This is a genomic window from Agarivorans sp. 1_MG-2023 (assembly GCF_030548385.1).
Lineage (GTDB): Bacteria > Pseudomonadota > Gammaproteobacteria > Enterobacterales > Celerinatantimonadaceae > Agarivorans.
Genome location: NZ_JAUOSJ010000002.1, coordinates 67,224 through 87,453, shown reverse-complemented (window position 1 = coordinate 87,453; position 20,230 = coordinate 67,224). Strand labels below are relative to the sequence as shown.

Annotated in this window: 19 protein-coding genes; 8 read left to right on the top strand and 11 right to left on the bottom strand. The window is 43.8% G+C overall.

The window, feature by feature from the left end; all coding sequences use genetic code 11:
* Positions 1-56 precede the first annotated feature (56 nt).
* Positions 57-476 (bottom strand): LysR substrate-binding domain-containing protein, encoded by a 420-nt coding sequence (locus tag Q4592_RS02450; RefSeq protein ID WP_303509342.1) that lies wholly within the window; start codon positions 474-476, stop codon positions 57-59.
* The gene (locus tag Q4592_RS02445) at positions 451-936 is read right to left on the bottom strand and encodes a LysR family transcriptional regulator (protein ID WP_303509340.1); all 486 of its coding nucleotides are present in this window, start codon (positions 934-936) and stop codon (positions 451-453) included. The genes Q4592_RS02450 and Q4592_RS02445 overlap by 26 nt, the downstream gene beginning before the upstream one ends.
* An 83-nt stretch (positions 937-1,019) precedes the next feature.
* Here Q4592_RS02445 and Q4592_RS02440 point away from each other — a divergent pair, with 83 nt between their 5' ends.
* The 4 genes from Q4592_RS02440 (at position 1,020) to yghU (ending at position 4,785) form a co-directional block, all read left to right on the top strand.
* Entirely contained in the window at positions 1,020-1,934 is a 915-nt protein-coding gene (locus Q4592_RS02440; RefSeq protein WP_303509338.1) for an NAD-dependent epimerase/dehydratase family protein, read from the top strand.
* 180 nt (positions 1,935-2,114) lie between these two features.
* A complete protein-coding gene (locus Q4592_RS02435; RefSeq protein WP_303509335.1) occupies positions 2,115-2,669 on the top strand; it encodes a sugar O-acetyltransferase in 555 nt (184 codons plus the stop codon).
* A 330-nt stretch (positions 2,670-2,999) separates the two neighbouring features.
* Positions 3,000-3,605 carry a hypothetical protein gene (locus Q4592_RS02430; protein WP_303509332.1) on the top strand — a complete coding sequence of 202 codons (606 nt, stop codon included), beginning with the start codon at positions 3,000-3,002 and terminating at the stop codon, positions 3,603-3,605.
* A 322-nt stretch (positions 3,606-3,927) separates the two neighbouring features.
* Entirely contained in the window at positions 3,928-4,785 is an 858-nt protein-coding gene (gene yghU / locus Q4592_RS02425; RefSeq protein WP_303509329.1) for a glutathione-dependent disulfide-bond oxidoreductase, read from the top strand.
* A 99-nt stretch (positions 4,786-4,884) separates the two neighbouring features.
* Here yghU and Q4592_RS02420 read toward each other — a convergent pair whose 3' ends face one another.
* From Q4592_RS02420 to Q4592_RS02410, 3 genes are all read right to left on the bottom strand, one after another.
* Positions 4,885-5,904, bottom strand: coding sequence for a hypothetical protein (locus Q4592_RS02420; protein WP_303509326.1), 1,020 nt, complete (start codon positions 5,902-5,904; stop codon positions 4,885-4,887).
* A gap of 191 nt (positions 5,905-6,095) precedes the next feature.
* Complete coding sequence (locus tag Q4592_RS02415; RefSeq protein WP_303509324.1) at positions 6,096-7,304, bottom strand: family 43 glycosylhydrolase; 1,209 nt, start codon at positions 7,302-7,304, stop codon at positions 6,096-6,098.
* Positions 7,305-8,048: 744 nt separating this feature from the next.
* Positions 8,049-8,657, bottom strand: coding sequence for a PEP-CTERM sorting domain-containing protein (locus Q4592_RS02410; RefSeq protein ID WP_303509322.1), 609 nt, complete (start codon positions 8,655-8,657; stop codon positions 8,049-8,051).
* 470 nt (positions 8,658-9,127) lie between these two features.
* Between Q4592_RS02410 and norV the strand changes: the two genes are divergently transcribed.
* From norV to Q4592_RS02390, 4 genes are read left to right on the top strand one after another with little or no spacing between them, the layout of a single operon-like run.
* Positions 9,128-10,609, top strand: coding sequence for an anaerobic nitric oxide reductase flavorubredoxin (gene norV / locus Q4592_RS02405; RefSeq protein WP_303509320.1), 1,482 nt, complete (start codon positions 9,128-9,130; stop codon positions 10,607-10,609).
* 11 nt (positions 10,610-10,620) lie between these two features.
* Positions 10,621-11,766 carry an NADH:flavorubredoxin reductase NorW gene (gene norW / locus Q4592_RS02400; RefSeq protein WP_303509317.1) on the top strand — a complete coding sequence of 382 codons (1,146 nt, stop codon included), beginning with the start codon at positions 10,621-10,623 and terminating at the stop codon, positions 11,764-11,766.
* Positions 11,767-11,800: 34 nt separating this feature from the next.
* Positions 11,801-11,983, top strand: a complete 183-nt coding sequence (locus Q4592_RS02395; protein ID WP_303509314.1) for a hypothetical protein — start codon at positions 11,801-11,803, stop codon at positions 11,981-11,983.
* Positions 11,984-12,014: 31 nt separating this feature from the next.
* Positions 12,015-12,350: a DUF1971 domain-containing protein gene (locus Q4592_RS02390; protein ID WP_303509312.1), complete on the top strand. Its 336-nt coding sequence runs from the start codon at positions 12,015-12,017 to the stop codon at positions 12,348-12,350.
* 111 nt (positions 12,351-12,461) lie between these two features.
* Here Q4592_RS02390 and Q4592_RS02385 read toward each other — a convergent pair whose 3' ends face one another.
* The 6 genes from Q4592_RS02385 to choV all read right to left on the bottom strand — a co-directional run bounded on the left by Q4592_RS02385 (position 12,462) and on the right by choV (position 20,230).
* Positions 12,462-13,538: a glycerol dehydrogenase gene (locus Q4592_RS02385; protein WP_137672247.1), complete on the bottom strand. Its 1,077-nt coding sequence runs from the start codon at positions 13,536-13,538 to the stop codon at positions 12,462-12,464.
* Between the two features lie 10 nt (positions 13,539-13,548).
* A complete protein-coding gene (locus tag Q4592_RS02380; RefSeq protein ID WP_303509309.1) occupies positions 13,549-15,183 on the bottom strand; it encodes a dihydroxyacetone kinase subunit DhaK in 1,635 nt (544 codons plus the stop codon).
* A 598-nt stretch (positions 15,184-15,781) separates the two neighbouring features.
* Positions 15,782-17,527, bottom strand: coding sequence for a flotillin family protein (locus Q4592_RS02375; protein ID WP_303510223.1), 1,746 nt, complete (start codon positions 17,525-17,527; stop codon positions 15,782-15,784).
* Positions 17,528-17,566: 39 nt separating this feature from the next.
* Positions 17,567-18,223: an OB-fold-containig protein gene (locus tag Q4592_RS02370; RefSeq protein WP_303509307.1), complete on the bottom strand. Its 657-nt coding sequence runs from the start codon at positions 18,221-18,223 to the stop codon at positions 17,567-17,569.
* Positions 18,224-18,367: 144 nt separating this feature from the next.
* Entirely contained in the window at positions 18,368-18,949 is a 582-nt protein-coding gene (locus Q4592_RS02365; protein WP_303509304.1) for a hypothetical protein, read from the bottom strand.
* Between the two features lie 84 nt (positions 18,950-19,033).
* Positions 19,034-20,230, bottom strand: coding sequence for a choline ABC transporter ATP-binding protein (choV, locus tag Q4592_RS02360; protein ID WP_303509301.1), 1,197 nt, complete (start codon positions 20,228-20,230; stop codon positions 19,034-19,036).

Here is a 20,230-nt window from a genome sequence, read left to right as displayed (position 1 = left end):
CGCTACAGCGGGCTTTTTTCTATCGAGTCATCGGTCTATATAACTCAAATATGCAACTAGCTATTTAAGGTTATTGTTTCAGCTAGAAAATCCATTAACACTCGGATTTTTTTGTTGTGTTGCACGTCTCTGTGGCACACCAAGTAGAGCGGCAGTGCGGGGAGTTCTATGCCAACATCAAGCTTGATTAAGCCTGCAGCCTCACACAATGTTTGGTGGCTAACCACAATGCCAGCATGTTGTTTAGCGAGCTCCAATTGCAAAGGTAAACAGTCGGTGCGCAGTAAAAATTGCTCGTTTTTAACTGACATACCTAATTGCCTAGCGCCGGCTTCAAATTGCGGGTCGCGGTCGTAACCCAGTACTCGATGTTGAAACAAGCTCTGCGGGTCGCAAGGTTCACCCTGTTGGGCTAGATATTCTAGGCTGGCGTAAAAGCCGAGAGGAATATCAAAACAAACGTCGACAGTAAACATCCAATTGAGTGGGAGGAAACATGCGAATGGCCACATCTGCATCGCGCTTATCTAGGTTGCTAGCTCGGTTACTCACTTCAACTTCAAGCGATACCTGCGGGTAAGTTTGCATAAAACTGGGTAACAACTTAGGTAGGTAGTACAAGGCGATTAGCTCATTGGCAGATAAGCGAACACGACCAGTGAGGGTTTGCGCTTGTCCAGTAGCTAAGCGCTGCAGCCTTTGTGCGCTGCTTTGCATGTGTTGGCACTCTTCTAGTAAACCCTGTCCAAAATCGGTCAGGCTTAAACCTTGGGTACTTCTATCAAATAAAGGCTGGCCAAGTTGCGCCTCCATGGCCTGTAGCTGACGACTTAAGGTAGGTTGTGATACCGCTAATTTATCGGCCGCTCGGCTCAAACTGCCTTGCTCGGCGATGGCTAAAAAATACTGCCACCATTGCCAGTTATCGCTATTCATATTTGCATACCCATTACTAATTTTTGGCCATTCTCTATTTGATTATGAATCATATAATTGGTTTATCAACTGGAGAAAAGAAAATGAAAACAGCACTCATAGTAGGCATAAGCGGTAACTTTGGATCAGAAATGGCTCACGCGTTAAATCAGCAAGGCTGGCAAATAAAAGCGCTAATGCGTAACCGCGCCAAAGCGCCATCATGGCTAAACGCACAACACATCGTAGAAGGTGATGCCAGTAACTATCAACAGCTAGCCGCTGCGGCAGAAGGTGCAGACTTAATCGTGTACGCCGTTAATCCCGCCTACCACCGTTGGCAAGAAGAAGCCCTATCGCTAATAGAGCCTAGCGTGCAAGTGGCCGAGCAAATGGCAATACGGCTATTGTTTCCCGGTAACGTGTATAACTACAGCCCCACAGAGCAAGCCATTGACGAGAGCCACCAAATGCAACCTATTACCACTAAAGGCCAAATAAGAGTGGCAATGGAACAGCGCTTACGCAAAGCCGCTGACAACGGTGCAAAAATTACCATTGTGCGAGCAGGTGACTTTATTGGCCCCAATACCCATTTAAGTTGGCCTAGCATGTTGATCAAATACAAACGCAACCATACTCAAATGGCTTTTCCTCATAATGCTCAGCATCAGCACTTTTGGTCTTACTTACCCGATCTATGTGCCAATACCGCTCAAGTACTCGAGCTAACGCAAAGTGACTTTGAGGTATGGCATGACCCCGGTTTACGCCTAAACACCAAAGATTGGCAGCAGGCCTTTGAGAACAACCAACAGCCACTGCTCACCCGAAAATTTGCGTGGTGGAGCTTCGCTCTCCTGTCACCATTTGTACCCACCATAAAAGAGGTACTAAAAATGCGTTACTTATGGCGTCAACCGGTTTTGCTTGATGGCAGCAAGATGAAGCAAGCTTTAGGTACTCTTTACCAAAGTACCTCACTCACTCAAATACTAAAACAACTGAAACCGACCTAAAGATTAGGCGGTTTATCCCCAGTAAGTCGCCTATTCTTTCTTATACTTAATTGCCAAAAACCAGCCATTAAGCAATCCAAGTCAAAGTAAGATGGCGAGTAATTAACGTAATCTATCCACCTATAAAGCCTTAGCGTTGCTCACTAATAACGCTGATAACTCACAACAAAAGAACAGCCTATGACTGAACGAGACAAAATGCTGCGTGGTGAAGTTTACGACCCTAGCGATAGTGAACTCACGGCAATGCGCACTCAAGCCAGATCTATTTGCCATCAATACAATCAAACAACCCGCCAGCAAGCTGAGCAACGCAGCCAGCTGCTACATGAATTATTCGGCAGCATTAAAGGCGCAATTAAAATTGAGCCGCAGTTTAATTGTGACTACGGAAAAAATATTTCGGTAGGCGACAACTTTTACATGAACTTTGCTTGCGTGATCCTTGATTGCGGGCCTGTCACCATAGGCGATAACTGCTTTATTGGGCCACAGGTTGGTATATACACAGCTTGCCACCCTATCGACCCAATAGAACGTAACCAAGGTATTGAATTTGCTAAAGGCATTACCATTGGCGACAACTGCTGGATCGGCGGCCATGCCACCATAAATCCAGGGGTAACATTAGGCGATAACGTCGTCGTGGCCTCCGGCGCAGTAGTAACCAAGAGTGTTGGTAACAATGTGGTGATTGGCGGTAACCCTGCCAAGGTGATAAAAACTGTAGAATAGATGTTATAAGGCATGTTCATCATTTTTAAGCTCACCCCATTCAGCTCAGCCTAGGTGTGGCTCTCTACTAATTCTCTCGCAATCGATAGGAATACTGCACCGGATTACTATCTACCTTCAACACAAGTTTACTTAGCAGTGGATGTGGATGGGTATGCCTATGACTAACTTGTCTACTATCAAAATGCGAATTTGCGAGAATGTGCTTTAAAAAAACGCGCTACGCCCTTTCTTAACAGCACTTAACTCACTATAAAATAACAATAATTTAATAGTGGCCTAATACCTGCTGTGTTCCCTATGGCATATCACCAACGATAGGGAATAATAATGAAAAAACTGATTGTTACTTTTGGCGTTAGCGTTATCTTGCTGTTTGCAAATTTTGCATCCGCCACAATCATTAGCGATGAAATCTACCTCTCCTGCTCACAAGATTCAGGCTCGGCAAGTGCACTTTGCGAAGGCAAAGGTGCTATGTCAGCAACGGTAAGTGATGAAGTAGAGTTCGCAGACTACTTCAACTTCGATAACTCGCTCAGTATCGATGTATTAGCCGATTCTATATTTGTGAGTTTTGACAATGGTCCATATTGTGGCTGGTTTACTTGTGATGGACAGGGTTTTCTCAGCTTTGTACTGTCTGATTTAGACTGGATAGGCATGCCTGATGCCGCGTTAAACGGTATTGATGTCATCACTAACATGAGTGGCGTACAAACCGGATTTACTGCCGACAGTGTATCGTTTGCTTTGCCTGAAACCACCGTAAACAGCTCTATGTACCTGCAAATTGACTTGCTCACAAGCAGTGCTCAAAACAAGCCTAGTGTTAGCGTAACAGAACCAGCCAGTGCAGGCGTATTCGCCTTAGTCGTGTTTGGTTTAGCTGCTAGGAGAATAAAACAACAAAAGCTGAGAACCAATACTCAGTAATGTAGGGTGGTTTATCGGTAGCCTATGTAGCGGTATCAGCCACACCCGCTAGCGATATAAGCCCACCACTTTTCAGCCGAGCAGGGCCTCTTCACTCGGCTTTTTTAACTTACCTACCCGCAAAGTATTTGCCACTGCCAGTGGTTTACTCTTACAGTATAAAAACAAACTGAGTCACTCAGCCATATTCAATTGTTTATTGAGCGTCATGTGAATGTTTTTCTGAGCTGAAGCGTTCTAATGAACAAGCAAGATATAAGTTTAAGCCAACAGAACCCCCCTATATCCATATAGATAGCACCTAAACAGATAAGGAAAAACGATGACAAAGCAATTCATTCCGCCAAAAGTCTGGACCATGGACAGTGAAAATGGTGGCCAATGGGCAAGTATTAATCGACCAGATTCAGGGGCACGCCACCAACAAGAGCTAACGGTAGGCTCCAACCCTTTACAACTCTATTCTTTAGCCACACCAAATGGCCAAAAAGTCACTATTATGTTGGAAGAACTGCTTCAGCTAGGTGTTGCAGAAGCCGAATACGACGCCTACTTGATTAACATTGGCGAAAGCGATCAGTTTTCTTCAGGCTTTGTTGAAGTAAATCCAAACTCTAAGATCCCTGCTTTAATAGACAACTCTGGCGAAACACCAATCCGGGTTTTTGAATCTGGGGCAATTTTGCTTTATTTGGCTGAAAAGTTTGGCCAGCTATTACCTAAAGATCACGCCAAACGCACCGAAGTAATGAATTGGTTATTTTGGTTACAAGGTTCAGCACCTTATTTGGGTGGTGGCTTTGGTCACTTTTATGCCTACGCACCAGAGAAATATGAGTACCCGATTAATCGATTCACCATGGAAGCTAAGCGTCAGTTAGATGTATTAGACAAACAGTTGGCAAAGCACCAATTCCTAGGTGGTGACGAGTATTCGATTGCAGATATCGCCACTTGGCCTTGGTATGGCAACGTAGTGTTAAATACCGTATACGAAGCCGCAGAGTTTTTAGACGCCAGTAGCTACACCAACCTAATGCGCTGGGCCAAAGAAATTGAGCAGCGTAAAGGCGTACAGCGTGGTCGTATAGTTAATCGGGCTTGGGGCGAAGAGTGGGAGCAATTAGCCGAGCGCCACAGTGCCGCAGATATTGATGCGGTATTAAATAAAAAACCTTAAGGACTCGCAACCTGCTTTTAGCTAAATTGACAACCTAGCAAATTAATAAAGCCTCTTTTGAGGCTTTATTAATGTCTCAACCACAGCAACTAAATTGGCTTACTTATTGGCGACTAAAGCCCATAAGGCTTCAAATAACTCAGTATCTTCCACTTCCAAGATTAACGCCCTCAATGCATTGGGCTCCATGTCATTTGCTTGGTGCTGAATATATTCTCGCAATGAAGCATCTTTAATCGGGCCTCTTACTTGCTCTTCTATCCACTGTTTTGCCAGCTTTGGTTGGCGCGCTAACATAGCCCTCACAAGCGCCCTGCTGATACTTAACTGTAAGTCTTCAGGATAGCGGTACAACTGTTCAACTTGCTGAGTAAGCTCATCATTGTTCATTGCTGAGGTAGCATTAATTACCATTTGATGAGTGAGTGATGGTGGGAGTTCAGGCTGTTCTAGTAAAAACTCTAACGCGAGGTTTGGCTGCACTTGAGCCCATTGCGTTAATACACTTGTTGTTGCATGGTTAGCCGAACTTTGTAGTTCAACAGTTTCTAGCCACTCCAAGGCTAAACCAATATCTTGCTCTGCCAAATCATTAGCAAAAGAGCTAATCAAAAAACTGTGGTTAGTTAAGCCTTCAGGTAACTTGGCAATGAGCTCTGCTAACTGTTGTTTGTCTGCTAGCGGGTTCAACATAGCGCTTAATACTATGGCTTGGTAAAAACTGCCCATTTCTGGGGTATTTTGTCGCTCCAACCATTCCCAAACGGCTATCAAATCATATTCAGCCCATTCTTCTAACAAAGCCATTGAACGGAGGAAGTTTTCTTTAGACGCCGCACTACCAATTTGCATCGCTAATTGACCAGCAAAATCTTCACCGCTGTTTTGAGATTGCTGATACTGAGGTGCATCTCCCTTCGATGATGTAAGCCCTAAGGAAGTCGCTTCAACAACGGTGTTATTAAAAGGCTTTAGCTTAACCGGCGCTAGCTGGTTCTGCTGAACAGTCACCCACTCAGATAATGGCTCACCTTTACCATCAAATATCTTTAGTGAAAATGCGCCATATATCAGCAGGCATAAAATTGAGACCATAATTAAACGTCGGACTTTCAACATTAATTGGCTCCATCACTGAGTATTAATAGTTAACCCGTCTAAGCCACAGCAAGACTTTATTTACCATCAAGCTGTGGCCATATTCATAACAAAAGATCCTTTTCCCATCAGGATGAATAAAACATGTATCAGCAATTAAGATTACACACTTCACTTTAAACCGTTTGGAAAATAAACCTCAAGATCAAACATCAATTAGATAAGCTGGGTTGGTTTACTATATTGTCGGGTCTAAAAGGTTTAACTTCTCCTCGTTTAGACGCATCTATTTCCACTAGGCTATACATCGCTCGACGGTAGTTATGTATCTGGTTAGGTGCAGTGGGTGTATAACCTGAGTTTTTACCGTTTAAATGATCGTGATAAAACGCCCAGTAATTATTTTCCCAAGATACCACCGAGCCATGGTTAGTGCCTGGATTACCAAATGGGTGAACCATAATGCCCCGCTGGTCAAAGTTCGATAAGGGATTATTGTTGTTCCATGCCACTGCCTGCTTAATTTGGTACCCACCTGGATAAGGCCATTGAGCTGGCGCAGTAACACTTGCCCATTGTAACCACAGGTCATTACCAATCATGTAAGCATGAGGTCCTTCCAGATAACTGCCCGGCTCTAACATTAAGTCGAGCGGGTTATAAATGTAATTGAAGTTAGCATCAATTTTAGCGGCCCAAATTGCTTTGTTGCCCCCACTGCCATTTTTAGCATAAAAAATGTACCACTGGTTGCCCACCTTGATAACCGACGGGTCAAAAACATGGTCAAAATTATTAGTGGTAGCGATAGGTGCGGGCCTCGCAACAAATGGGCCTGCCGGAGAATCGGCTACCGCAACACCAATGGTTTGATGGTTATTGTCACCCCTTACACTTGGGAAAAACATGTAATACTTACCGTCGTCGCCTTCTACTACGTCAGCCGCCCACATAGTGGCACTATTGCCCCAGCCTTCAGCAGACTTTCTAGCCCAAGGCACATCTTTTTGGCGTAATACCAAGCCGTGCTTCTGCCATGTACTTTGATTCAGTGAGGCATCTGCAGAAGAAAAGACTTGATAGCCCGGCATACAAAATCCGGTATTAGCCCAAGGCGCATAAGCATGTTTTTGTAGTTTGTCACTGCGTATTTGGCAAAGCTCTTTACTGTCTGTTGAGGTGTATACGTACAGGGTACCGTTAAAAACTTTAGCGGTAGGATCTGCAGAACCTACTGGTTGCCATTTATTAAAATGTGGATTATTACCTCCATCCCAAATTAAGTTTGGCGCCCACACTTCAGGCAATAACGTTCTATTTCTTAATGTTTCAGCATATGAATTTACGACTAGTATTGGTGTAAGCATCACACCAATCACAATTTTATTAAAGTTCGTGAAATTATTTTTATTTATATTCATTACTTCACTTCTCCTTGTAGAGCAATTGCATTTAGAATTATATTTCTTCAGTAATAGCTAATTAATTCCGACAACCACGCCGATTAAAAAACCATCAACCCGAGTAAAGCTCACCTTCCGCTAAAAACCATAATCCTTTATTAGATAAATAAAGAGTCATTCACAAATACAAAAAAACGTAAAAGAGTTGGAAAATTAAACACTAAAAAAAAATACATTTGGTGGTTACATTTTGTTCAGTTAATTTTCCGTTTTTAATTACACAGCAGAAAAAAGAGCGGTATGAAATAGTCGAAAAGCTTTGCTTGCAGAGAAGATGGTGCCTCTAGTTACACCTAAAAGTGAGCTAACTAGCATTAGCTGAAATGGAGCGAAGAAATAGTATGAGTAAGGCAAAGCGGAATGACTATGGCACCTTTATGCTAATAGCCATGTTAGCAAGGCGTTTAGAGAGTTAGGCTGACGGTTTTTAGGCTGTACAAAATAGTAAGCATTGCCTGAACTCATTTGCTCAGAGTTTAGCGAGATTAAGCGACCCGTTCAGCCTTTAGGCAAAGATGTTCAAACAGTTACAAGCTTAGAGGCAAGCATTTTCTGAAAAATACAGAAGAGTTCCACTTCGACTCACGTTAAGTAAACATTCTGAATTTTCAATAATAGTTAGCACAAAAAAGCCCAAGCATTTTGCAATGCTTGGGCTACTTTATGTTTCAAAAAATGTCTCGCGAGTAAAGCTACACGCTATTAGGCATTTTTCTTCTTACGGGATACACCAAGACCACATAAGCTCAAACCTAGCAATAACACTGTTGCTGGCTCAGGAACGGTTACCGCATCAACAATAGAAACTTCAGAACCGAAACCCACAACATTTGTTGGTGCATAAGTACCAAAACGCTGACTTCCATCAGAGAATATGGCTAATGCAGTGGCTCCAAAGAACTGGTTTCCGTTTAAGCCAACGGCGTCTGGCGCACTTAAGAAGTCAGTGTCCACACCAAAACGGAAAAATTCACCCGCATCAAAATCACTAAAGCTAATCGTTAAAATACCCGAGCCATTTAGTGCATCATTAGTAGGAAAAACATGACCTACAGATGAAGAAGAGCCTAAAGTAATGGGGCTGCTGCTGTTACCAGGGCTAGTATCAGTTGAATCAAAAAATGCGCCAATTGAGGTTAAGTCCCAAGTAATAGATGTAATTTGCTCGCCATCTGTTGAGTTGTTAAAAAACTGAAAAGCGTTGTTGCTACCAAAAGTGGTGCCTTCAATAATTAAACCACTAGAAATTGGGGTGGCTTGTACAGCTGCACTCAGCAATAAAGTACTTAGTAATCCGATAATCTTTTTCAAAGTCATTCCTTAAGTCTTGAAATAAATATTTGTTGATAGTGTTATTAACTTGGCGACATAAAGCACAAATTGAGCCAGTTAGTAAGTGACTGATATTTATAATATAATTTATCATCTCACCCGTACTATTAGCTAAAGTGTAAATAAACTTGACGGTTTAGCACCGTATATTTTTAGGCGAATATGGAGGCCGTAATTAGCCACAACGTAAACTAGCCAACCAGCAACAAACGCTGAATAGCCCCCAGAGCGGCTCAACCAAAAAACGATTAACGCGCTTAAGCCTTTCACAAAAAAACACGAAAGAGTCACATAGACTCCAGCTCACACATCCACAAAGGAGTCACAAAGACTCACCCAAACATCACTTTAAAAATAAAAACAATAAAAACAAACACTTAACATCATGGCACAGGCTATGCAATAACCTGAATAGCAAATCAAATTAATAGTTATTTAGGTAGTAAGCTATGACCATTCATGTAAAAAACAACATTCACTGGGTAGGCCAACGCGACTGGGAAGTACAAGACTTTCACGGTACAGAATATAAAATGACTCGCGGAACAAGCTATAACAGCTATCTGATCCGCGAAGAAAAAACAGTATTAATCGACACCGTAGATCACCGATTCAGCCTACAGTTTATTCAAAACCTAGAAATGGAAATCGACCTGCAAAGCATCGATTTCATTGTGATCAATCACGCGGAAGAAGATCACTCTGGCGCGCTCTCTGCGTTAATGGAAAAAATTCCTAATACGCCAATTTATTGCACCGAGGCGGCGATTGATTCAATCGTAGGACACCACCATCATCCAGAATGGAACTTTAAAACCATAAAAACCGGTGACAGCCTTGATATCGGTAATGGTAAGCAGCTAATTTTTGTAGAAGCCCCCATGTTGCATTGGCCAGACAGCATGATGACCTACCTAACAGAAGACGCGGTGCTATTTAGCAACGACGCCTTTGGTCAGCACTACTGTGACGAACACTTGTTTAACGACGAAGTCGATCAAAATGAGTTAAAAGAACAGTGCCTTCGCTACTACGCAAACATTCTCACACCGTTTAGCAGCTTAGTGACAGCCAAAATTAATGAAGTACTCAGCTTTAACTTACCGGTTGATATGATTGCCACCTCGCACGGCGTAGTGTGGCGTGACAACCCAGCTCAAATCATTCACCAATACCTTGAGTGGGCCAATAACTACCAAGAAGACAAGATCACTATTTTTTACGATTCTATGTCTAACAATACACGGATGATGGCAGATGCTATTGCCCAAGGTATTCATGATGTTGATCCCGGTGTTGCGGTAAAAGTATTTAACGTATCCAAGCACGACAAAAATGAAATTCTCTCTCACACCTTCCGCTCTAAAGGCTTATTGGTAGGCTCATCCACCATGAATAACGTAATGATGCCTAAAATTGCAGGCATGTTAGAAGAGATCACCGGATTGCGTTTTAAAGAAAAGAAAGCAGCTGCTTTTGGTAGTTATGGCTGGAATGGCGGTGCGGTAGATCGTATCCATACTCGCCTAAGCGATGCGGGCTTTGAAACAGCAATAAGCTTAAAAACCAAATGGCGACCAGACGGCAAAGCCATGCGCGAATGCCGTGAACATGGTCGCCAGATAGCCAAGCAATGGGCGCTACATCCCTTAGACAGTGTATCGGCCCAAGTGCAAAACTCTGGCACAGCAGCGGCTGTTAATAAAACCGCTCCTGCTAGCCATGCCATCAGCGAAACCAACACCACCACCGCCCACCCTGCAGATTGCCAGTGCATGATCTGCACCGTATGTAACTGGGTTTACGACCCAGCAATAGGTGAGCCGAACCAAGGTGTAGCAGCCAATACGCCCTGGGCCAACGTGCCTGATTACTTCCTCTGCCCTGAGTGTAACTTGGGCAAAGATGTATTTGTTGAGCATAACGGATAATAAGAGGAGCAATGATGCCTGCACCTATCATCATTATTGGCAGTGGCTTTGCTGCTTACCAGTTAGTAAAAACACTACGCAGAACAGACTCTCAGTTGAGTATTCAAGTCTTCACCTCAGACGAGGGCAATGAATATAACAAGCCTGACCTTAGTCATGCCTTTAGCAAACAACAAAGTGTTGAAGCCTTAATTCAACTACCTGCAGCAGAGTTTGCCAAGCGTTATCAGCTTGAGCTGTTTGCCAATACTAAAGTAGAGAACGTTGATACCGCCAAGCAAACCATTACGGCCAATGGTCTGCTTTATCCTTACTCAAAGCTTGTTTTCGCCACTGGCGCCAGCACCTTTGTGCCTGCGGTCAAAGGTAATAATGCAACCAGCATTATTACTTTAAATAGCTTGGTGGAATACCGCCAAGCTCAAGCAAGCATTAACGTAAGCTCTAGCGTGTTAATAATGGGTGGCGGCTTAATAGGTGTAGAGCTCGCGATGGACTTACGCACCAACGGTAAAGAAGTAACTATAGTGGAGCCCAACAGCCGCTTACTTGCCAATGTTGCTCCCGATTTTGTTGCCCTACGTTTAGAGCAACAACTGCATGAAGCGGGCATAACCCTCGCCCTGTATGACAGCGTAATGTCTTTAAATACAACCGAGGGTGAAGCAACAACCGTGACCAGCAAACAAGGAAAAACCTTTAAGGTAGATACAGTAATTTCTGCCGCTGGTTTACGTGCCAACAGCCTCCTAGCAACTCAAACAGGTATTGCTGTAAACCGTGGAATAGTCGTTAACAAGCAGTTAGCAACGTCGGCCAAAAACGTTTATGCCATAGGGGACTGTGCAGAAATAGACGGCAAGGTTATGGCTTACCTACAACCGATTATTTTAAGTGCCAATGTGTTAGCCAAGCAATTACTCGATCAGCCAGCACAATTAGCACTTACCCCAATGATGGTGAAGGTAAAAACGCCCGCTTATCCTATTCAAGTAGGTGGCAGCTTTGATGCTGATTCAACATGGAAAGTAGGCTTTGAGAAGCAAGGCCTAGTCGCAGAGGCATACAACGCTCAACACCAAATGACTGGCTTTGTCGTCACCGACCAACAGCTTAATCAAGCCTTCCCACTTTTACGCAAAATATCGGGCCAATAGCCTTACTTAGCGACAACAAAGAGGAGTAAATACTATGTACCAATTGTTTTTAGAGAACCAAACGGCAGAGCACCATCTAGAAGAAAGCCGACATAGTTACCAGCAACATGGCATAACTAAGCAAGCAAGATTGCGCTTATTAATGCCAGCTGTCTTATCTCTGGTTGCCGCTTTGCGACAGCAAACCAACAGATTAGTAACAACAACTAAGCCCTAGACTAATTATTCACTACCGAGAGGAAATGATTATGAGCCATCAGCGAATTCCAGCCACCTGGACGATTCAACGCTCTACGCCATTTTTCACCAAAAACAACGTACCTGCAGCATTGCTGAGCCACCATAATACGGCGGGAGGTGTATTTGGCCAGCTCTGCGTAATGGAGGGTACGGTAACCTATTACGGCTTTGCTGATGCAGAAGCCACTGAGCCAGAGGTAAAAGTAGTAATAAGCGCCGGCAGTTTTGCCACTAGCCCACCACAATACTGGCACCGTATTGAGTTGAGTAACGATGCCCAATTCAATATCAACTTCTGGTCGGCTACCGATAAAACAGGTGAGAAGATGTTTAATAGTAAGTAAATAAGCAAAGTACTAATAAGTACTAACTTACGTGCTTAAACCCAATAGTACCGAAGGCATTAATGCCTTCGGTATTTTATTCAAGCTTTAACTCAAGCAACAATTGTCAGCTTAACTCCCTAGCTGATGCGCGGTAAGCATCGCAGACAACACAGCCTGAGCGCTTACCGGGAATGGCATGTTGTGAATGGTTTCACCATCGGCGCAAGAAGCCTCTGCCACACTCAACAGTTTATCTCGGTTAATCTCTTTTACACCCATGTCCGTGAGGTTGGTGGGTAAACCAATCGACTTACAAAAATCAATCACTTGGGTAATTTCTTCCAGTGGTGCATTTTCTAACACGAGCTGAGTCAGTGTGCCAAAGGCGACTTTCTCACCGTGGAGTAAATGATGACACTCTTCCAGCTTGGTTAAGCCATTATGAATCGCATGCGCAGCGGCTAAACCAGAGCTCTCAAATCCAAGACCACTTAAGTAGGTATTGGCTTCAATAATGTTTTCTACCGCTTTAGTGCTGACTTTGTTCTCTACCGCTACTTTGGCTTTAAGGCCATCGGCTAATAAGGTTTCAAAACACAATTTAGCCAAAGCTTGAGCGGCGCGAGTGGGTGCACCACCGGCCATGGTGGCTTTGCCAGAGTGCATATTCGCGCGCGCTTCAAACCAAGTAGACAGGGCATCTCCCATGCCGGCAACAATTAAGCGAACCGGCGCCGCAGCAATAATGGCTGTGTCCATAATCACCATGTTAGGGTTTGAAGGAAACATCAAGTACTCGCTAAACTCGCCTTCTGGGGTGTAAATCACCGCTAACGCGCTGGTTGGCGCATCGGTAGACGCAATCGTTGGCACAATCACCACGGGCAACTTAGAGTAAAAAGCAACGGCCTTGGCGGTATCTAAGGTTTTTCCGCCGCCAATGCCAATAATGACATCGGCATTAACTGAGCCTGTTTTATCGATTAGGCGGTTAATCTCGTCGCGTGAACATTCGCCATTAAAAACATCAAAATCTACTGCCTGATCATTGAAGCTAGCTTCAACAGTGGCTTGAGTTAAGCCCATGACAAAATCATCGGCAATCACTAACGGTTGCTTACCGTAAGTGGAAACATACTGGCCAATGTTATGCAGAGCGCCTTCACCTTGAATGTATTTACTGGGTGAAATTATAATCTTATCCATGTTGTTCTCCTTACTTGTTCAATGATTCAAATACTTGCTCAACGGCAAATGCACCAGGGTCTTTAACCCCATTCAAGGTATCGCTGTTTAAATAAGAAGAGCGGCCGGCATTGGCTTTAGTCATATCTAAAGTGCTATCTGCGCCAGCTTTGGCAGCTTCAACCGCAGCGGCAAAACCGTTAGCTCCCCAAGCCTCAAAAGCAGGGTAAAGCGCATCAATCATGGTACGGTCACCTACCGCGGCACCGCCGTACTCCATCATTCGCGCTAAGCCAGATTGGAAAGCAGCAACTAAGTTATTTGTCGCGGTGAACTCGCGACCGGCAGCAGTGAAGAAAATGGATAACAATACCCCTGAAGATCCGCCCATTACCGTGGTTAACTGTTGGCCAATCACGGTCATTAACAGTCCCGGCTCATTTAGCGGTAGTTGATTCGCGTCTAACTCAGCCAGCACTTTACGTGCTCCAGAAGCAAAGGTAGAACCGGTATCACCGTCACCTACAATGGTATCCAAGTGATTAAGCGCTGCTTCGTTCTCGATAATGGTGCTGCACACTGTGCGTAATGCATTTGCAACGGCCTCATTTTGCGAAGGGCTAAATGTAATCTGCGAAGATTGAGATTCACATTGGGTCACCGCCACAGTTTGTTTTTTACTTACGCCAGGCCACGCAGCCGTTACGGTATCGCTAAGCAATGCTTGGCGCTTAAGCTCATCAAGCTTAATGATAGAGATCGAAAAACCCTTCATATCAATAGCGGTCATTAAGGGCGCAGGGCCAATAAACAACTCAGCGTTTTTCCCAAGGTTTGATTCAACAACATCTTTGGTCACCACGTTCATTTCAATCGGTGACAAGCCGCCTAAATTATTAATTAACACCGCATGGCGTTCACTTGGACAAGCAGTGAGTAGCTTGTCAGACATAATGCTCACCAGTTCTTTGCATTGGCGTAACTCAATGGTTTCAATGCCCGCTTCACCATGAATACCTAAACCCAACTCTGCTTTGCCAGCCGCAATGCGGTCTGCACTATCATCACCGGGCAATGTACAACTGCTTAAAGCGATGCCAATACTGGCGATAGAATCAATGGTATCTTGCGCAGCTTTTGTCACCGTCGCTAAGTCTTCGCCTTGCTCGGCTACATAACCGGCTACCTTATGAACAAATAGGGTACCGGCAATGCCACGTGGTTTAGGGTTTTCGGGAATAGAGATATCGTCACTCACTATCACCATCTCTACGTTGCGGCCCATTTCTTTGGCTTTCTCACAAGCCAAGCCGAAATTAAGGCGATCTCCGGTGTAGTTCTTAATCACCACTAAACAACCAGCATCGCCAGTCACATGCAAAATAGCGTTTAGTACAGCGTCTACACTGGGAGCCGCAAATAAGTCGCCGCATACTGCTGCGGTTAACATACCTTTACCCACAAAGCCTGCATGGGCTGGCTCATGCCCAGAGCCGCCGCCACAAATAATGGCTACTTTGTCTTTTTGCCAATCAGATCGAGCAATCACCTTAATGTCATTACCAAAATCTAAGCGAGTTAAGTTGTTGTGCTGCTGCGTATACAAGGTGCCGTCAATCGAGTCATTTACCCACGATTCTCGTTCGTTAATCACTAAATCAGCCATCTAAAATCTCCGTAATATGCTGCTATTCTGAATCTCACAAAAACTGTGTAACTGTATTGCTAACCGTTTCACCACAAAGATAAGTGCTTGATGAGGCTGTATTGCTTGCCTACCCCAACATGCCATGAGCAGCGCCTATTTGGTGGCAAGCCCAAAAATGGAAACGTTTACATTTAAATGTAAAAAAACACCTGATATAAGCTAACTAGTGGTTTTCTTCCAATCGAGCAGTAAAGCCCACTTCCGCTACCGAAGCGCTGATAGAAAGCCCAAAAAAGCAAAGCATATGCTTTAATATTGGTACATCAAGCAACCAAAGGCCTAAATACAAGGTCTGCAATCATTAGGATCATAATGTGTTCCTGCTCGGCCTTTAAAGCAAACAGTTTAGTGTAAACGTTTACAAAAATGTGAGGTTTGGCAAAATTATGTGATGCTAGGGCTATGCCCCAAGGTAAAATATGAAACCAAAACTGGCGTTAAGAAGTGGCGCATCGGTGGCCTGAGCCACTAAAGATTAGCGGTGGGATTCACTGCAGCTTGTTTACATTACAACTAAAAAAAGGAGGGCACGGAAGCCCTCCTCATTCGCTAAGATCTAGTAAACAGCTTCTGGCTTTTCTTGCAAAGCAGAAGGTTTTTCAGATACTTGAGCAGGTGTACTTTCTTGCTCTGTCACGCTTAAAGCATCTTGAATAATATTCGAATGGCCTGTCAGTAAATCTTCCAAACAGCCATTGTTCTTATCTACTAACCCCACTTCTTTAAGCATTGCGTCTACCAATGGCGCATTAGCGCGGTAACCTAAAGCCGCTTCAGTCACTTGCTCAGCAAGGCCTTTATTGCCGCCTCCCGAACCACCATTCACTGCTCCACCCTTGCCAGCACCATAACCCTGTAAAATTTTAATACCTTCGATATTCTCTAAAGGCTTAACCGCACTGGCGACTAGCTCTGGCAGTATTTTTAAAATGGCCAGAGATTTTTGCAACTCTACCTGCTCGTCACGCAGAGTATTCTCAGCTTCGTACATGGCTTGCTTACCGGCAGCCTCTACTGCATAAACTTTCTCATCAGCATCGGCTAGTAGTTTCTTAGCATCGGCTTCGGCTTTAGCTTCAATTAAAATGGCTGATGACTTATCTTGTGCTACTTGCTTCTCAGCTTCTGCTTGAACGGTAATACCCACCGCGTCACGCTCTGCTTCTTTAAGTGCGTCAATTACCTCAATCTCTTTACGACGATTGGCTTCGGCGATTTGGCGAGCAGTGGTTACCGCTTCACTCTTTTCAACCATCAGTTTTTCAGCTTCGGCAGCTTTAGCACGAGCAGCTGATTCTTCTTCTGATTTTTGCGCAACCGCAATTTGTTTGTCTTGCTCAGCCACCTCTAAATCGCGTTCACGCTGAATCGAAGCCTGCTCTAACGCCTTGCTCTTATCAATTTCACGGGTTTCAATATCGCGTGATTTTTCAATTTCTGCAGACTCTAGCGCACGCTCTTTAGCAATCTCAGCTTCACGCTCTTCTTGCTCTTTCATTTCGCGGCTTTTGGCAATCTCGGCTTTTTGCTCGGCACGTTTAAACGCCAACACTTGCTCTTGGTTTAGCTTGGCTTCTTCTTCTTGTTTATTTACTTCAAGAGATTGTTTCTCAGCTTCTAGGTTACGTTGCTCAATCTTGATGCGATTCTCTTGCTGAATGTCGTTGGTTTCTTTGCGTTTTTCTTCAATGATTTTAGTTAATCGAGCGCGACCTTCGGCATCAAAAGCGTTGTTTTCGTTAAAAAACTGCAAGTCGGTTTGGTCAAAACCCGTTAACGAAACAGATTCCAGTTCCAGACCGTTTTTCTCCAAATCGTTCATCACGTTCTGTTGTACTTTTTGCACAAAATCAGAACGCTGCTCATGCATCTCTGTCATCGACATTTCTGCCGCTACCGAACGCAAAACATCAACAAACTTAGACTCCATCAGCTTTTTCAGCTCTTCTACTCGCATGGTGCGCGTACCCAATGTTTGCGCCGCCATCGAGATACCTTCGCTGTTAGGCGCTACTCGTAAGTAAAAGTCAGCCTTAACATCTACCCGCATTCTGTCTTTAGTAATCAAGGCATCTTTCTGAGTCTTTTCTACTTCAATACGCAGGGTATTCATATTCACCGGGATGGTTTCGTGTACCACCGGCAACACAATAGCACCGCCATCTTTCACCACTTTTTCGCCGCCTAAACCGGTACGAACAAAAGCGGTTTCTTTGGTCGCTCGGGTATACAATTTGGCTAAAATCAAACCAATGGTGAAAAAGGCAATAAGCCCCACACCGACCCAAATTAAGTAAAACATTATGCTATTGCTACTTCCTAAAAAATCCACACTTTATCCTTAATGATCGTTTAATAATTCGTTGAGTTTGCTGGCGGTCCAATATTTTTTATGGCGCTCTAGTAGAACAATGGTGGTGCCCATAGGAAACGAGTCATCGCTATCTATAGGTTGCACCATTAAATAGTGTTTTTGCCCATGCTGGTCGACACACACCGCTTCGGCTGGGCTACCGATGGTAGCAGTACCAATAGTTATTCTGGCTTGTAGACCTTTAAAACCGTGTTTAGATACCGCGCTAGATTGGCTTTTAGGGAACACCTTGGCGATGCCTCGTCCTAAAAACCGCGTACTTAGAATCGCAAACACCAGTGCTGCTAGATGGCTAACAAAAGAGGGAAATAACCAATTCCCATTGGAAAGGCTTAAATAGTTAACCGTGAGACCGGCCAAGCCAAAACTGCTTAAAAACAGGATAAGCCACACCAACAATGGCAACTGATGTAGATACAACCAACCCAACACACCTGAGAGCGCGCCGCTATTTACGTCGGCATCCATATCAACATCTATATCAATGGGCAGTAAGTCATCCAGAGTATTTAATAAGCTTAGGCCTATTAAAGAACCCAGTATTTCAAATAAAGCTAAGCCTAATACAAAGGCTAAACAAATTGTAAAACTGGTATTAATATCAGCAACTAAAAAATCGTACATTCAGCATCCTTTCTGCCGTAAACCTACATGTTAAAAAAGTGGCACTTTACGAAACAAGATTAACCGCCAGCCATTAAAAAATTATTATGGCCACTGTTAACCTTGGTTTTTAATGATCATATTTTCCCAAAAGAAACATCATGGTTAAATATTCCACAACGCATTTGAGCGATATACATAACGATAAGGGGGAATTAAGGTAAGCGGACAAATTAGCAATATAAGTACTGAACCTAACAAGGCGACTGAAACACCACCTTCACTCGCTAAATAAGCCACTTGGCCAATCACTGCAAACAGCAGAACAAAAGTCATTAGCAAAGCTTCTAACCACAGCAGTATCTTCCACAGTGTTACTGTTGCCAGCGCTTTTTGATAAGCATAACCGTAATAGGGAACTAACAGTACCGCTGTTATTAACGTTGATAGCAACACCCCAATAGCCGGTTTATCTTGATACACGCTAAGCAAAACATTAGCGATGGTGGCAATGACACCAAGCCAAAAGAATACTTTCCATTTAAGCAACGCACCGACTCCCTTCGAATGTTTTACCTTGAGATTAGTAACATTTAAATCACTAACCTTTATTGACCAAGATTCTACTAAGATAAGCACGGCCTTAATAGACTTTTTTACTGTTAAGGCCATTTTTGCAATACAGCGCTTACCCAGTGACTCGAGCGTAATTTTTATAAACTGATGAATACAAAAAAGGCGAATCATATTGATCCGCCTTTATGGCTTGTTTTAAATACTTATCGTCATCAGCAAAGGGTTATTACCATCACCAACAATATTGAAAAATATTTAAGCGCTCGCTTCATAAGAAAAATGTTTACCTAGCAGCGCATGGTAGAAATCATTGTCAGCTAAAACTCCCACCAGCACACCTTCATCAGCCAGTAACACCGGTAACCCTGTTCTATAGCGAATTTCTAAACCTTCACGCATAGACACATCAGCCGGAGCAATCACTTGGCTATCTTTACTTAAGGACTCTATGTTGTCGCCCTCTTGCCATCGATGCAGAGGCAAAAGTTTGTCTCCGCGTGTTACCGATACCACCTGCTTTAGATGATTCACTTCAATGTAGCTTTGATCATACTCGCTCAATACCAGCTTATCGTTTTGGGTTTTAAGCTCACTGGTTTCGGTCATTAAAGAGCGGCCACACAGCACATTTAGCGGATTAGTATGCGCAACAAACTCCCCTACGTATTCTGTTTTTGGGTTAAGCACTATATCTTCTGGTCTACCGTGCTGTATTACACGGCCCGATTCCATAATGGCAATTTTGTTGCCCAGCTTTAGCGCTTCGTCTAAGTCGTGGCTTACAAATACGATGGTTTTGTTTAGCTTACGCTGTAGCTCTAACAGTTCATCCTGTAGCTGGGTTCTTATCAAAGGATCCAGCGCCGAGAACGGCTCATCCATTAATAAAATATCGCTATCCATGGTAAATGCTCGCGCCAGCCCAACCCTTTGTTGCATGCCACCCGATAGCTCATGCGGGAAGTTATCTTTCCACTCGGCTAAGCCCACTAGCTCTAGAGTTTCTTCGGCCAAGCGTCTGCGCTCAGCTTTTGCGATGCCTTGCATCTCTAAGCCAAATGCAGCGTTATCTAATACGCTTAACCACGGCATCAGGGCAAACTTTTGAAACACCATTGAAATGCGATTGGTACGTAAGTGGCGCAAGGCCGCTTTATCACAATTAGCCAAATCAATCGGCTGGTCACCATCTTCAATAGTGAGTGAGCCACGGGTAACCGTATTTAACCCATTAATCGCCCGTAACAAGCTCGATTTACCCGAACCAGACAAGCCCATTAATACGCAAATCTCACCCTTTTTAATATCAAGGCTAACATCGTGAACACCTACCACGTCGCCAGTGGCATCAATAATCTCTTGGCGGCTAGCGCCTTGATCTAGCAAAGCTAAAGATTTGGCGGTTTGAAAACCAAACAGCACATCTAAGTTTTTAATACTAATTGCACTCAT